This is a genomic window from Chthoniobacter flavus Ellin428 (assembly GCF_000173075.1).
Classification (GTDB): domain Bacteria; phylum Verrucomicrobiota; class Verrucomicrobiia; order Chthoniobacterales; family Chthoniobacteraceae; genus Chthoniobacter; species Chthoniobacter flavus.
In genome coordinates this window covers 30,382-44,458 of sequence record NZ_ABVL01000009.1, presented here as the reverse complement: position 1 = coordinate 44,458, position 14,077 = coordinate 30,382, and the positions used below count along the sequence as shown (strand labels likewise).

11 protein-coding genes, 1 tRNA gene and 1 pseudogene are annotated in these 14,077 nt (G+C 59.0%); 2 read left to right on the top strand and 11 right to left on the bottom strand.

Annotated elements, in window-relative coordinates:
- Nucleotides 1–13 precede the first annotated feature (13 nt).
- The 7 genes from CFE428DRAFT_RS15695 to CFE428DRAFT_RS15665 all read right to left on the bottom strand — a co-directional run bounded on the left by CFE428DRAFT_RS15695 (nucleotide 14) and on the right by CFE428DRAFT_RS15665 (nucleotide 5,836).
- Nucleotides 14–634, bottom strand: coding sequence for an SCO family protein (locus CFE428DRAFT_RS15695; RefSeq protein ID WP_006980567.1), 621 nt, complete (start codon nucleotides 632–634; stop codon nucleotides 14–16).
- Complete coding sequence (locus tag CFE428DRAFT_RS15690; RefSeq protein WP_006980566.1) at nucleotides 631–1,431, bottom strand: formylglycine-generating enzyme family protein; 801 nt, start codon at nucleotides 1,429–1,431, stop codon at nucleotides 631–633. The genes CFE428DRAFT_RS15695 and CFE428DRAFT_RS15690 overlap by 4 nt, the downstream gene beginning before the upstream one ends.
- Before the next feature lie 4 nt (nucleotides 1,432–1,435).
- A complete protein-coding gene (gene nirK / locus CFE428DRAFT_RS15685) occupies nucleotides 1,436–2,986 on the bottom strand; it encodes a copper-containing nitrite reductase (protein WP_006980565.1) in 1,551 nt (516 codons plus the stop codon).
- A gap of 294 nt (nucleotides 2,987–3,280) precedes the next feature.
- Nucleotides 3,281–3,808, bottom strand: coding sequence for a universal stress protein (locus CFE428DRAFT_RS35750; RefSeq protein WP_006980564.1), 528 nt, complete (start codon nucleotides 3,806–3,808; stop codon nucleotides 3,281–3,283).
- On the bottom strand, nucleotides 3,783–4,787 hold the full coding sequence (locus tag CFE428DRAFT_RS15675) for a universal stress protein (protein WP_006980563.1): 1,005 nt from the start codon (nucleotides 4,785–4,787) through the stop codon (nucleotides 3,783–3,785). Before CFE428DRAFT_RS15675 ends, CFE428DRAFT_RS35750 begins: the two co-directional genes overlap by 26 nt.
- Before the next feature lie 296 nt (nucleotides 4,788–5,083).
- Nucleotides 5,084–5,154: transfer RNA gene (locus CFE428DRAFT_RS15670), tRNA-Gly, on the bottom strand.
- Between the two features lie 16 nt (nucleotides 5,155–5,170).
- Nucleotides 5,171–5,836 carry a type II secretion system protein gene (locus tag CFE428DRAFT_RS15665; protein WP_006980562.1) on the bottom strand — a complete coding sequence of 222 codons (666 nt, stop codon included), beginning with the start codon at nucleotides 5,834–5,836 and terminating at the stop codon, nucleotides 5,171–5,173.
- Between the two features lie 254 nt (nucleotides 5,837–6,090).
- Here CFE428DRAFT_RS15665 and CFE428DRAFT_RS15660 point away from each other — a divergent pair, with 254 nt between their 5' ends.
- Both CFE428DRAFT_RS15660 and CFE428DRAFT_RS15655 read left to right on the top strand, forming a co-directional pair.
- A complete protein-coding gene (locus CFE428DRAFT_RS15660; RefSeq protein ID WP_006980561.1) occupies nucleotides 6,091–7,014 on the top strand; it encodes an aldo/keto reductase in 924 nt (307 codons plus the stop codon).
- Nucleotides 7,015–7,049: 35 nt separating this feature from the next.
- Complete coding sequence (locus CFE428DRAFT_RS15655) at nucleotides 7,050–7,967, top strand: NADP-dependent oxidoreductase (protein ID WP_042725106.1); 918 nt, start codon at nucleotides 7,050–7,052, stop codon at nucleotides 7,965–7,967.
- Nucleotides 7,968–8,094: 127 nt separating this feature from the next.
- Here CFE428DRAFT_RS15655 and CFE428DRAFT_RS35745 read toward each other — a convergent pair whose 3' ends face one another.
- The 4 genes and pseudogenes from CFE428DRAFT_RS35745 to treZ form a co-directional block, all read right to left on the bottom strand.
- Nucleotides 8,095–8,304 carry a DUF2188 domain-containing protein gene (locus CFE428DRAFT_RS35745; protein ID WP_006980559.1) on the bottom strand — a complete coding sequence of 70 codons (210 nt, stop codon included), beginning with the start codon at nucleotides 8,302–8,304 and terminating at the stop codon, nucleotides 8,095–8,097.
- Between the two features lie 143 nt (nucleotides 8,305–8,447).
- A pseudogene (locus CFE428DRAFT_RS15645) lies at nucleotides 8,448–9,881 on the bottom strand (cytochrome B6); the annotation flags it as partial.
- A 212-nt stretch (nucleotides 9,882–10,093) separates the two neighbouring features.
- Nucleotides 10,094–12,148 (bottom strand): amylo-alpha-1,6-glucosidase, encoded by a 2,055-nt coding sequence (locus CFE428DRAFT_RS15640; protein WP_006980557.1) that lies wholly within the window; start codon nucleotides 12,146–12,148, stop codon nucleotides 10,094–10,096.
- The gene (gene treZ / locus CFE428DRAFT_RS15635) at nucleotides 12,117–14,048 is read right to left on the bottom strand and encodes a malto-oligosyltrehalose trehalohydrolase (protein ID WP_006980556.1); all 1,932 of its coding nucleotides are present in this window, start codon (nucleotides 14,046–14,048) and stop codon (nucleotides 12,117–12,119) included. The genes CFE428DRAFT_RS15640 and treZ overlap by 32 nt, the downstream gene beginning before the upstream one ends.
- Nucleotides 14,049–14,077 lie beyond the last annotated feature (29 nt).

Sequence of the window (14,077 nt, the reverse complement as noted above, 5' to 3'; positions counted from 1 at the left end):
AGGGTTCGCGCTTTCATGGCTTCCCTTGGGTGGCGTGCTCCAGGGCCGCGATGATCGGCTGCAATTCGCTGCGGATGCCGGCCTGCTGGTGGACGACTTCACCTTCGGTATTGAGGACGGTGATGAGATTGGAATGCATGAACTGACCCCGGGCGTCCTTTTGAAAATTGACGCCCAGGATGGCCGCGAGTTCGCGCACCTCATCGGGCGCGCCGCGCAGCAGCGTCCAGTGTTCCGTGGAGAGGTGCATCTTTTCGCGATAGGCATGCAGCACCTCGGGCGTGTCGCGTTCGGAATCGAAGCTGACGAGCAGGAAATCGACGTTGCCCCGCAGCTTTTCCGGAAGTGCTTTTTCCATGTGCTTCATGTCATCGACGATGATCGGGCAGGAAGATTCGCAGGTCGTAAAAAACATCGCGACCACCTGCAAGTGACCCCGGAACACACCGAGCCGAATCTCGCGGCCGATATCCGAGGTCCAGTCGCTTTCGAGCTGATAGATGGAGCGATCCGTGAACGGCGTGCTGGCCGAAAGTTCGCGGCAGCACGGCGGCTTGGCGTCCTCGGCGAAGGCGCACGGCCCAAAAAGCCACATCGTGCCGGTGAGGAGTGCGAGGCGAGTATGGATGTTCATAGATCTTTGGCGCAGCGGAAGCCGAGATTGTGCAGGGTGTAGGAGGCATTGAGGCTGCTCCGGAAACCGAAGCGCATGAAGGCCGGGTAGTTGGCGCGATCACTGGCCCCAAGCGAGCCGGCACCGCAGAAGAATTGGCGATCCAGGCCGGTGTCGCCACGGGCATCGCCCGTGACGAAGCTGGAATTGAAATCACTGGTCCATTCCCAGATGAGTCCGTGCAGATCGTAAACGCCGTAGAAATTGGCGCGGCTGGCTGCGACGGGTGGCAGCTCGGCGGGCGTGGGGCTGGAATACCAGCGAGCGACTGCTTGAAGAAATGCGGGTTCGTTCGCTCCGTCCGACGAGGAAAATCCCGCGCTGGCGGCGAGTTCCCATTCCGTCGTGGTCGGCAGGCGCCGGCCTTTCCATGTGGCATAAGCTTTGGCGGCAAACCAGGAGACGAACACCACGGGCCGGTGGGCATTTTCCGGGGGACCGAAGTCGCGGTCGCTGGTCCACTGTTGGAGATATGCTTCGTCGGCAAAGAGGCGCTTCACCTGCGAACGCTGCCAACGCGGGTTGGCGGTCACGAACGCGAGGAAGTCGGCGTTGGTGACAGGGCGGGCGTCGAGCGCGAAAGAGGGGACCGGAATTTCTTTCGGATCCTTTTCGCCTCGAAAGAGCGGACGGTAATTTCCGGTAGGAACCACGACCATGTCCGGCGGCATTTCGGCGCGGACGCGCGAGTCAAAGCCGGGCCAGGCAGCCATCAGCCCGAGCAACGCGGTCAGGATCTTTTTCCAGGATGCACGCATAGGATCATTGGTGCGCGGCTTCCGCCCGCACTTTGCTGACCTCTTCGACGGTCACGGCGTCGCCTTCGTTGCCGAAGCTGTTGCGCACGTAGGTGAGCACATTGGCGATTTGCTCGTCGGTGAGCATGACGGGTGGCATCACCCCGTTGTAATCGGCGCCATTTACCTTCAGGGGACCGGTGTTGCCTTTGATCACGCCCATGATGCTCCGCGCCTTGTCCGCCATCAGGTAGTCCGACTTGGCGAGCGGGGGGAACACGCCGGGCAGACCGAGTCCCGTCGGCTGGTGACAGGCAAAACACGTTTGCAGGAAAACTCGTTTGCCCTTTTCCATTTGGATTTCCTTGTTCAGGCCGGAGATCTTTGGATCGGCCTTGATTGCCATGGCCACCTTGGCCTGCAACTCCGCGACCGATTTGCCGGCCGCGATGTTCTCGGGTGCTTGTTTGCCGAGGTAAATGGCGTCCACCTCCTTGCCGGAATAGACGATCAGATTTTCCGGCCCATCGACTTTGAGCATGCCGAGCGCCCCCTTGTTGAAAGCGCGGTACAGCGAATGATCGACGAGGATGAACGTGCCGGGCACGTCGACCTTGAATTCCACGATAGCGGAGCCGCCGGCAGGAATCATCGTCGTCTGGACATTGTGTTGGGTCGCCGTCGTGCCTCCTTCCTGGTAAACGTTATCGAAGATTTCGCCGATGACGTGAAATGAGGAGGTCAGATTCGGGCCGCCGTTGCCGACGAAGAGGCGGACGCGCTCGCCCACTTTGGCCTTGAGCGCGTTGTCGCCGACGAGCGAACCGACGGCGCCATTGAAGACGACATAGCTAGGGCGTTCATCGAGGGCCTTTTCCTGGTCGAAGGCTTGCAGACCTTCTTCGCCGAATTTCCCTTGGGTGTAGAATTCGCCCTGCATGACGTAATACTCGTGGTCGACGGGAGGCAGACCTTCCTTCGGTTCTACCAGGATCAGCCCATACATCCCGTTGCCCACGTGCATGGGGACAGGGGCTGTCGCGCAATGGTAGATGTAGAGGCCTGGATTGAGCGCTTTGAAGGAAAACTGCGAGGTGTGCCCCGGCGCGGTGAAAGAGGAGGTCGCCCCGCCGCCCGGCCCGGTGACCGCATGCAGGTCGATATTATGCGGCATCTTATTGTCGGGATGGTTGCTCAGGTGGAATTCCACGAGATCACCCTCCCGAATACGGATGAAACTGCCGGGGACGTCGCCGCCGAAGGTCCAGAAGAGATAATCGACACCATCGGCGAGCTTCTTGACGACCTCACGGACTTCGAGTTCGACGATGACTTTGGTTGGATGCTTGCGCTGGATGGGCGGAGGAACGTTGGGCGCTTGGGTGATGACGGCGCGTTCCTCACCGACGACTTCGGGGTCGACGATCTTTACCGCAGAGTTTTTGGTCGGGAAGCTTTCCGTTTCCGCCGCGGTGACGAGGACCGTGGAGAAGAGGATTGCGGTTAGTAGGGAAATCCCGGTACGCCGAAGATTGTCGAATGTGAATGGAACAAAGTTTGAGATGGCAGCGGTCATATCACGACCATCCTAGTTGCGATCGCATGGGTGCCCAATTGGGGGGAAGTCCATCCTTTTGCGGGACGATTTGCCGAGGTGGCCTAGGAAAAATTCCTAAATCGAAGGGGCGATATGGATGGGGCTGATCTTGGAATGCTTTCTTACTGCACGGGTGAGCCGATGTAGTGCGCTCGTCGGCCGCCGCCGATTGCGAGGTCATCGATTTGCGGATGTGGCCATGGCCGCGAGGCCCTTGCTATGGCGGGTTCGGCGCTGTCTCCTTCGCATGCGGATGCGCGGCCGCGGGTATCGCTAAACGAATTCGCGTTCCGGTTCTCGCAGGGCGAGCACTGGACATGGGGCGAGGCGGACGATTTTTTCGCAGGCGCTCCCATCCAGCAGCCGGTGGAGGCCGGTGCGACCGTGAGTGGTGATCACGATGAGGTCGGCACAGCTCGATCTCGCGGCTTCGATCACGCCGGAAGGAACGAAGTCATCGTACACCGCAATGTCCACGTCGATGTCCTCCGGAATTCGCGCTTTGCGCAGATCGCTTAACTCTTTCCGCATTTCGACGGCGGGATCTGGAGGAAGCACCATCCACGAGGGGAATTCCGGAGAGTAGGTCAGCGGTTCGACGACGTACAACAGGGTGATTTTCGCTCCGAATTGCCGGGCGAGAGGAATGGCGTAGTGCAGCGATTTGAGTGACAACTCCGAAAAATCCACCGGCACGAGAATGTTTTTCACCTGCACCGATTTCGAGACCGCGTCGCCGGTGAGACCGCTGCTCGAGGGAGGAGCAGGTATAGGCTCATTTATAACTGATTGTGGGTTCATGATCGTGGTTTTGTTTCTTCTGGGACTGAGCAAAACAGGGAGCGCTGTCACCAAATTGGTAGGGGACAAGCGCGACGTTGAATGGCCCGTAGTGCAACACGCCGGGCCAAATCGGCTGGTTGTTTCCTCTCGCGGCGGACGAAGCTCCGACTCCGAAGGCGATGAGGTCTGCCCGGACCGCACTGGCCATCTCGATGAAATGCGCATCCGAGCGGGCAAAGCCGTATTCGAAGCGGACGCGAAGACGCGGGCGTCCCAGCAGCGTCTCTACAAGTCGCCGAAAGAATTGCTCCTGCGCCTTGGTGGTTTGACGAACCAAATTGTCTGCCTCTGCCTTGCAATGGAAACCCGAACCGGTCGGGGGAAGCACCTCAGGCTCTAGGACGGCAACAGTCACGTCGCATGTCCCCAATTCCCGCAACCACTTGACCCATCGCAGCGCGACCCACGATGCCGACGAGAAGTCGATCCCAACCAGCACCCGAAGCTCGCGCTCGCCTGACAACCATGCCTTTAACGGCGCGGGTTGGCGGACGAACAAAGCAGGTACGGGAGTTTCCCGGGCCACTTCGAGCGATACTCTGCGAGCAGCCTCGCCATCGAGCGGTGCACCCAGCACCAGGAGTCTCGCGTCGTGCTCGGCGGTTTCGGTAAGCAGCGACATTGCCGGTTCGCCGGAATGGAATGCGGTAATAATCGGGATACCGCTTGACCGAAGATAGTCCGCAGTTTCCTCAAATTGGTCGCGCAGAAAGCGACGGAGCGATTCGTTGAGGTTTTCCGGCAGCCGTTGCCGGGCGGCAGACTCGTGGGCGTGAACCAAAAGCAGCGGTTCATGGAGCGCCCTGGCAAAACTAGCCGCTATTTCAACCGCGAACGTTGCACTTTCTGAGAAATCCAGTCCGCAGGCCACGCAAGCCGACGCAGCGTGCAGATCATTGCCTTGATCATCATTGGGGGATGGCAGTCGATCCGACATGCTGTCAATCTAGTGAGCGAACCCGTTTGCGCTGCACTGTGGTTGCCGTTTGTTGGCCATATCTTGGCGCATTCTCCTTGCACGCCACGCCGTTCCGCGCGCTTCTCCGCCGCGTAAGTGGAAGACCTTCGAGGAGACCAATTGGCAGCTTGGTTCGCGATCGAACGTCCGGGAATCCTGACAGCGCTAATGTCTTATCAGCCGGTAACAAGCGGGATTTCCTCCAACCCCTCGCCTGACCGGGGCGTCCAACCGCCCTTTCAAGTGCGGTTCTCCCCTGTATTTTGGTGGTTGGGAGCGGGTGAAGGGAATCGAACCCTCGTATGCAGCTTGGGAAGCTGCCGTTCTACCATTGAACTACACCCGCGAGGCCGGGCAGTGGATTACTGCCAGGTGATCACGTCGTCGGACGCGGAACCGTTCTGACGAAAGGTACCATCGCCTTTGTTACCGAGCATTCCATCTTTGCCAATCGAAAAAACGCCGACGGGCACTCGCGGGGCATTAGTTCCTTGAAAGTCGCTGTAGGGCAGATTGGTGATGCGGTTATCGCCGTCCGCATCGATGGAGATGCGGTATTCGTTCCCCCAAGGGTCGACCAGCGAATCCTTCTTCACCGTTCCCGCGTCTTGTGTCGCGATTCCATCCTTGGGTGCTGTGGGATTGGAGACGACCTTGCTCGGAAAGTAAGGAATACCCTTCGGATTGTATTGGTTCGGCGTATTGAAGTCCGGCCCGACGTTGCGCAGGATATCGAGGAGAGCCTGGTTGCTGAGATGTGAGTCGCCGAAGAGGACATCGGTGGCCGCATTCGGATCGGGCACGTTGTTCCCGAGCGGATATTTGCCGTAATCGGAGTAGTAGGCGTTGATGGCGGTGATGAGACTCAACTCGGTCTGTTTGGCGCTTGCCTTATAGACCATCTGCTTCGCGACAGGGATCGCGACCAGTAACAACCCGGCCAGAATGGCGATGATGGCCATGACCGTCAGCAGCTCGATGAGCGTGAAGGCGGTGAGATTACGACGCAGCGAGGAACGTGTATTCATAGGGGGAGGAAAAAACCGCTGAGCGTAGTATATCCGCCCCGCCCCTAAAAAACAACCGAAACCAATGTACAAATGGGAGCGGGATCTCCGTTGGATTCCGTTCCCTACCGTGAGTGCGGAAGGCAATGACCTTGCCGCATTGGAATCGTGAAGTCGAGTGATAGGGCGGAAAGAGGGAATCTAAGGGAGCGCCCCTACAACCGGCGCTCGAGCTGGCGGCGAAGCGGCTGGACAACAACTCGCGCCCTTTTTGCATGCCCGACATTCCCCTGAAACCATTCGGTAAGACCGGCGTCAAAATTTCCGCTCTCGGTTTGGGCGGCCATCATTTGGGAAGCGCCTGCGATGAAACCGCGGCCATCGAAATTGTGAAGGAGGCGCTCGAAGGAGGCATCACCTTCTTCGACAATTGCTGGGAATATCACCGCGGGAAATCCGAGCACTGGATGGGCAAGGCTTTGAAAGGAGCGAGGGACAAAGTCTTTCTCATGACCAAGGTGTGCACCCACGGGCGAAGCAAAGCGGTCGCGATGGGCATGCTCGAGGATTCGCTACGCCGCTTACAGACCGATCACCTCGATATCTGGCAAATCCACGAGGTCGTCTATTTCAATGATCCGGATCTCATCTTCGCTCCCGGTGGCGCGGCCGAGGCCCTGCTGGAGGCCAAGCAGCAGGGGAAGGTGCGATTCATCGGTTTTACCGGGCACAAAGATCCGTCAATCCACTTGAAAATGCTGGAGCATGATTTCCCGTTCGACACCGTGCAGATGCCATTGAATTGCTTCGACGGCACATTTCGAAGTTTCGAAAAACAGGTCCTGCCGGAAGCCATCCGCCGCGGCGTCGCCGTGCTGGGGATGAAAAGCCTCGGCGGTTCTGGTGAAATGGTCACCAGCGGAACGATTACCGCGGAGGAGGGACTTCGCTATGCCATGAGCCTGCCGGTGGCGACGACGATCAGTGGGATCGATTCTCTCGGCGTACTTCATCAAAACCTGGAGATTGCCCGAAATTTCAAGCCGATGACGGAGGTGGAAATGGAAGCACTGCGCCAGCGGTGTCACCAGTTTGCCGCGGATGGACGCTACGAGAAGTTCAAGACCACGAAATTCTACGATGGAGACGTGGGACGGGAACAACACGGCTATCCCTCGGCGAAAGAATTGCCTCTTTGATGAGTTAGCTATCGAGGGAGCGCGATTATCCCACCGTGAAAGCCGTGCAAATGATACGAGCAGGCGGAGCCGAATCCTTGGGGGTGGTGGAAATTCCCGAGCCGGAAATCCACGACGATGAAGTGTTGGTGCTGGTGCAAGCCGCCGGCGTCAATCCGGTGGATACCAAAATACGCGCCGGCACGTTCCCGCGTTTCCACCCAGTCCTGCCGGCGACCCTCGGCCGTGATATCAGCGGAACAATCATCCGCTCAGGTTCTGAGGTGTCCGAGTTTCGCACCGGCGAAGAGGTGTTCGGCATGCTCGATTATGATCGCGGGAGTTACGCCGAATTGGCTGCCGCCTCGCCACGCGAAATCGCGCGCAAGCCATTCGGCATCAATCATCTCGAGGCAGCCGCACTTCCCGTGGCAGCGTTGACGGCCTGGCAGGCTCTTTTTGAGCACGGGAGATTGCGCAAGAGTCAGCGGGTCTTGATTCATGGAGCAGGAGGAGGGGTGGGGCACTATGCGGTGCAGTTTGCCGCGTGGTGTGGGGCCGAGGTCCTGGCTACCTGTGCGGGAAGCGATGTCGATTTCGTGGGATCGTTGGGCGCGGGAAGACCGATCGATTACCAATCCGAGCGCTTTGAAGAGATCGCCACGGGCATGGACCTCGTTCTGGATTTGATCGGTGGAGAGATTCGCCAACGTTCATGGTCGACGCTGAAATCGCGCGGCATTCTCGTGTCGACGTTGCCTAACCCGAAGCCAGACGGGCGCGCCGATGTGAGCGGCCGGGAGGTCGTAGTCTATTCGAGCCCTGCGCAATTGGACGTCATCGGTCGCCTGGTCGCTGACGGACGCGTGAAGGTGCATCTCGACCGGATATTCCTATTCACCGAGGCGCAGAAGGCGCACGACCATCTCGAGCGGGAACATTCCCGCGGCAAGACCGTCTTGCGGTTTCCGTGAGTCCATATAGTCGAACACTTCTTCATTTCCTACAATCAAATGAAGGGCGAGAAGCTTCGGATCATGGGGCGTCATGGCCCCAAAAGAGCCGTCGAGTTGATCAAACGGAGCCCCGCCTAAGAGGGGCTCAATCCTCCACGGCGATGGTCTTTTCGACCTGCCCATCTTCCTGGTGAATCGCGATCTCGCTCGCGCCTTCTCGCTGGGCATTCTCTTGGGCGAGGGCGATGGCGCTCTCGCGATCATCGGCGTCGCCGACGCTGGTCCCATCATCTTTTTCAACGATCCAGCGACCGGTGAGACGCAACACGTGCAGGCTTTTATTTTCGAGTGGCATATTTGGGGAATCGAATCAGCGACGGAAGTTTCCCTTCAGGAAAACCGCCGATCGAAACATCCGGTGCTCCTCAGATGCATCCTGATCAAAATCGCCCGCTGGTGACGGTGAGTCTGTTGGCGGCGCACAGATCCGCCGCTTTCTCAGAGAGTCCGCATGAAAGCGACCAGGTCCGCTTTCTCCTGAGGATTGAGCTTCAATTCGAGGATCAGGTTGAAGAACTCCACCGTGTCTTCGAGGGTGAAGCAACGTCCGTCGTGCATGTAAGGCGGACTGTCTTTGATTCCGCGCAGCGTAAAGGTCTTCATCGGCCCCAGTGGTGCCTCGTTGACGAATCGTTCCAGCTTCAGGTCGTGCATTTGCTGATCCATGTAGATGGGCGCCGGGTGGCAAACCGCGCACTGCGCTTTGCCGAAAAACAAATCCTCGCCACGGATTTCCGCTTCCGTCGCCTTGCTGCGGTCGAGCCGGCCTTCCACGTTCAGCTTCGGAGCCGGCGGGAAATCGAACATGTTTTGCATCTGCGCCATGTGGCTGACTTGCACGCGGTTGAGGATATTCGCACCCTTTTTGAAAGCGTGAATTTCGTCGCCGTTGAAGTAAGCCGTCCGCTGCTCAAATTCCGTGAAATCTTCCACCGAACGCAGGCTGCGCTTCGAGCTATGGATTTGTTGATTGTAAAGTCCTCGCAAGCTGACCGTATCGAGGCGCATGCGGCGTTGCTCTGGCCGATCGTCGGGATTGAGGTGGATTTGTCCGGTGGTGTGGCCGTTCACGTGGCAGTCCAGGCAGGTGACCCCCAAGCTGGGTTCTTCGCTCTTGCGGTCGTCCGTGGGATTGAACTCTTCCTGGGGGAACGGCGTGACCAGCATTCGCAAGCCATCGAGTTGCACCGGCGTCAGGATATCTTTGAAGAGCCGGTAATAGTTATTGATTGAGACCACCTCGCCGCGGGAGACATCTCCCAATTCCGGTCGACTCTGGAGAAAGATGGCCGGCGGAAATTCCGGAAGAAACGCGTCCGGTAGATCGAAGTCGACATCGAACCGCTGCAGCCGGGGAAACATTTTGATCTGCACTTGAGGAAAAACCTGCCCGCCCGGCGCCTGTTTGGGGTGGGGTAGAGAGGGATAGGGAAAAGTTCCATCTTTGCGGATCTCCTCCGGAGACATCTTCGCCAGGTCCTCCCACGTGATCCCTTTCGGAAGCCGCGCCGTAGGGCCGATCGGGACTGGCTTTCCTCGCGACATCTTCACTTCCGGGTCAAACTTCGGTGTCAGGATATAGCGATGCTCGAGCAGTTTGCGCTGTTGCGCCATGACCTCGTCTTTCATCGCCTTGTCTGCTTTCTCGATTTCCATCGGCGATTCCATCGGTTTCTTCGCACCGAGGGGATCTCGATAGAAGTCGAATCCGAGTATCTCACCTTTGTCCGGTTGGTCTTTGAATGCATTGGACGAAGGCATGGCCTTGTTCGCCTCGAAGATATCGGACTTGTCGTGGTCCGTCTTCGTTTGTTCCGGCCGGGAAATCGGTACTGGATGCTGCGTTTGCGCCTCCTGCACGGCATCGGACGCCTGTTTGGGCGGCGGGCGCCGGCGTTTCGCCGATGCTGAAGTAAGCCGTGCCGCAGATGAACGTAAAAAGAGAAACCACGATCCGAGTACTTTTCCTTTTGCTCATGCTGAACCTTCGCTTTTGCGAGCGCCGATGAGCCCTTTCGCCTCGTCAGGGCGAGCGCTGAACATGCATTCGGGTTAAGCCGGAAGAGGGACTTCCCGGGATGCGCTCACGATTTTTTCTCCCCCGTCTTCACCCAGCAGCGGAGCACTTCCGCCACCGTCCACGCTTGCGCGATGCAGCCCCGGGGAGTGAAAGGTTCCTCCGCATCGAAGATCTCACTCATCGAGCCGATACAGGCGGTGCTGAGGTGGGCGAGCAGGCCGGAGAGGAACTGGCGTGCGCCGCTGCGGTCTTCAGGATGGACCTTCAACCAGGCATCGATGAAGGGACCGATGAGCCATCCCCAAACGGTGCCCTGATGATAGGCCGCATCCCGGGCACGGAGATCGCCGAAGTAGCGCGACTTGTAATCCGGATGGCCGCGGCTCAGCGAGCGCAGCCCTACGGGCGTGAGCAACTCTCCGCGAACTTTTTCCAGCACCGCCGGCCACCGTTCCGGAGCGAGCACGGGATGCGGAAGCGAGATCGCGAAGATCTGGTTGGGGCGGCACGCGGGATCGTCACCTTGCTCTCCGTCGACGACATCAAAGAGATAGCCGAGCTCGTCGGACCAGAACCGCTGATTGAATGCCGTTCGCACTTGCTCGGCGTTGCGGGCATAGGCGTCTGCTTCGGCTATTCGGTTTTCCTCGCGCAGCCAGCGTTCCAGGAGCCGCAGCGCATTGTACCAAAGTGCATTGATCTCCACCGCCTTGCCTCGCCGCGGGGTAACGACCCAATCCTCGACCTTGGCATCCATCCAGGTGAGCTGGTAACCCTCGGCGCCCTGCCGGAGCAGTCCGTCTTTGGGGTCCACGTGAATGCCAAAGCGTGTGCCGTGCAGGTGTTTCTCGACGATCTCGACGAGCTTCGGCAACAGGATGACCAAGGTGGTTCGATCCCCGCTGGCTTCTAGGTAGCGCTCGAGTGCGTGGAAGAACCAAAGCGTCGCATCGGCGGTATGATACAACCCTTCCGACTCACTTTCCGGGAACATATTCGGGATCAATCCATCACGGATGTAGTGGGCAAACGTGCGCAGGATCCAGCCGGCTTCCACCTGTCGTCCGGTGAGCAGGGTCAACCCCTCGAGGCTGATCATGGTGTCACGTCCCCAATCCGTGAACCAATGATAGCCCGCGATGACGGTTCTCACTTCATCGCCCGCGGCTCTGGCGCGCGCCGCATCCTCCACGCGACCGGCGGGGCTGATGATGAATTGGTCGGCCGCCAGCACCAGTTCCGCCGCTTCGCCCTGCTGCGTCTCGGGAGGCGCCGCCGCAATCAGCCGCCGCCGGCGCTCGCGTTCCGAAGCAAAGGCCTCGGAGGGAGTCAGAGCGAGGACGCTGTTCCACGGCTCGGTCGAGGCGACGAGTGTCACCGAACCGTGCGGGCGCAGCTCGATGAGAAAGTTACCAGGAATCCACAGGGAGCCCAAAGAGCGATAACCACGCTCCGCTTCCATTTGGTAACTGATTTCACTCCGAAATGTCCCCGCGTGCGTGAAGGCCGCGGAGCCATCTTGCACGATCATGCGCACCGGTGGAAAAGGCGCCGGCCCCTGCACTTCATAATGATGATTGTGAATATTTAAAGTGTAGCCTTCTCCCAAGCTGCCCCCGACGTCGTTTTCATGCGGGCGGAAATGGAACGCCGGTGCGAGTTCCAGCCGCAGCGTGTCCTGACCCGTCAGGAGCCGGTAGGTGATGTGCACCGTGTTTTGGCCATGGACGAGCAGGATCGATCTTTCCACCACGTGCCCTTCGATCTCGTAACGCCAGACCGGCAGACCATCCTCCAGGCGAAATTCCCGAATGAAATGGCATTTTTCATCCGGGGTATCCGGCCCGCATTTTTCATCGCCGCCAAATTGGAGCTGCCGGCTTTCGGTTGGATACAGATATTCCGCCAGATGGTTCAACATCACGATGCGTCCCAACGGCGCCGGGAGTGCTGCCACGAGCAGGCCATGGTAACGACGCGAAACCATGCCGGAGATCGTGCCTGAGGCGTAACCTCCGAGTCCGTTGGTCAGCAGCCATTCCCGGCGCAGGAAATCCCGCGCGGTTTCCGCGCGGGTATTCGACAAATCAATTTTTCGCAGAAGGGTCGGAGGATTCATGGGACGCTGGTATGAGTTTCGGAACCAGCAAGGCGGCTGCGTCTGCCGGAATGCGCCAATTGTCTTCTTCGGTTTTCAGAGGGGTGATGCCATTGCCGCCGTACGCGGGGTCTTCGCTCGACCACACGAGTTCCCATTGCATCTCGGCGGGCGGAGCGAGCAGCGGCTCTGGTGCGGGACTGAAAATGAGTGCCGGACCCAGATTGACGATCAGCAGGCGGTCATCTTGCGAACGACCGAAGAATCGCAAAAGGAATGCTCGTTCGCCCAGCGTGGCGCCGTCATAAGCTCCACGCTCCGCTTTGCCCAGCAACGGATCTTCCTTTCGCAGCCGGAGAAGATCCCGGTGCAAACGGTAGACGTCGCCGTGCTTCTCGCGTTCGGTGAAATCGAGTTTGCAGCGCAGAAAAGTCTCCTCGTTTTCCGGATCGGGCAGCATGGCAGTCGCCTCCGGCGACGCGATACTGGGAAACTGGCGCAGAAATTCCGCACGGCCCGCCGCGACTTTTTCGGCCAGCTCCGGATTGTGATCCGCGAAATAGACGAAGGGAGAAGAGGCGGCGAATTCCTGGCCTTGAAACAGCATCGGCGTTCCCGGCCCAAGGAGGAGCAGAGCCGTGAGCGCACGAGCGCGTCCCGCGTTTCCCAGGTCGAAGAGACGCTTTCCCCACAGCGAGTTGGCGACCTGATCGTGGTTTTCCAGAAAGGTGACGAAGTGCGTGGGCCGCAGTTCCAGGCTCGGAGTGCCACGCCGGGCTTTCTGCCATTCATACCGTTGCCCTTGGTAGAGATAGCCCCACTTGGCGGCCGAGATAAATTCCTGCGCGGTGCCGCGGTAGTCCGAGTAATACGCTTCCATGCGTCCCGTTAAGGCGACAATTGCGCTGTGATGATAGTCGTCGTTCCAGAGGGCATCCATTCCATATCCGCCCTTTTCAAACGATCGGACGAGGCGCGTCTGCTGCGGTTCGTTCTCCGCCACGAGATAGGTCGTCCGGCCGTTGGCCGCGGTGCGGACAGCTCTGCTGATCGCGGCGATAATGTGCTCCTTCGAAGAATCGAAAATCTGCTGCGTCGCATCGACGCGCAATCCGTCAAAGTGGAATTCGGCGATCCAATAGGCCGCGTTCGTGAGGAAATATTCCCTCACCGGTCCGCTGTTTTCTCCATCGAAATTCAGCGGCTCTCCCCATTCGTTTTGATAGCGCTTGCTGAAGTAGTCGGCGGAAAATTCCGGCAGATAGTTTCCGTCCGGGCCGAGGTGGTTGTAGACGACGTCGAGGATCACTTCCAAACCACAGGTGTGTGCCTGATTGATAAAATGGCGAAGGTCGCCGGGTTCCCCATAGAGGCGGGTGGGGGCAAACAAGGATACGCCGTCGTAGCCCCAGCCGTAGCGGCCAGGGAAATCGGCGACCGGCATCATCTCGATCGTCGTAATGCCGAGGTCCGCCAGCGTTGCGAGTTGCTCGGCGGCCGCCCGCCACCTTCCTTCGCGGGTGAAGGTTCCCACGTGCAATTCATACAAGACACGTTGGTCATTGGTCCGGCCCTTCCAGTTTCCATCCGACCATTCGAACGTGCTCGGATCAATGATCCGCGAGGCGGCATGAGGACCGCCCGGTTGGTAACGAGATGAAGGATCGGGAAAGGCACCGTGCTGGAGCTGCAATTTGTAATGAAGTCCCGGTCGTGCCGGGGAAACGAGGCCGCTGAAATATCCGTTACCTTCCGCCTCCAAGGGGAACGTCCCGAGGCTCTGTTGCAATTGGCAGTCCTCGCCCAACTCAACGGCGACGGTCGCGGAGCGAGGAGCCCAAACCCGGAAGTGAGTGCCGTCGTCGTGGACCTCTGCGCCGATGGGTAGCTGCCGGCTGATCGTTTCGTCTCTGGCTTGCATTCCATTCACGGCGGTTCGCGGAGCGCATC

Bases quoted from the DNA above. Each gene is read 5' to 3' on its own strand.
- CFE428DRAFT_RS15695 (WP_006980567.1), bottom strand. From the start codon at position 634: ATGAACATCCATACTCGCCTCGCACTCCTCACCGGCACGATGTGGCTT.
- CFE428DRAFT_RS15690 (WP_006980566.1), bottom strand. From the start codon at position 1,431: ATGCGTGCATCCTGGAAAAAGATCCTGACCGCGTTGCTCGGGCTGATG.
- nirK (WP_006980565.1), bottom strand. From the start codon at position 2,986: ATGACCGCTGCCATCTCAAACTTTGTTCCATTCACATTCGACAATCTT.
- CFE428DRAFT_RS35750 (WP_006980564.1), bottom strand. From the start codon at position 3,808: ATGAACCCACAATCAGTTATAAATGAGCCTATACCTGCTCCTCCCTCG.
- CFE428DRAFT_RS15675 (WP_006980563.1), bottom strand. From the start codon at position 4,787: ATGTCGGATCGACTGCCATCCCCCAATGATGATCAAGGCAATGATCTG.
- CFE428DRAFT_RS15665 (WP_006980562.1), bottom strand. From the start codon at position 5,836: ATGAATACACGTTCCTCGCTGCGTCGTAATCTCACCGCCTTCACGCTC.
- CFE428DRAFT_RS15660 (WP_006980561.1), top strand. From the start codon at position 6,091: ATGCCCGACATTCCCCTGAAACCATTCGGTAAGACCGGCGTCAAAATT.
- CFE428DRAFT_RS35745 (WP_006980559.1), bottom strand. From the start codon at position 8,304: ATGCCACTCGAAAATAAAAGCCTGCACGTGTTGCGTCTCACCGGTCGC.
- CFE428DRAFT_RS15640 (WP_006980557.1), bottom strand. From the start codon at position 12,148: ATGAATCCTCCGACCCTTCTGCGAAAAATTGATTTGTCGAATACCCGC.
- treZ (WP_006980556.1), bottom strand. From the start codon at position 14,048: ATGCAAGCCAGAGACGAAACGATCAGCCGGCAGCTACCCATCGGCGCA.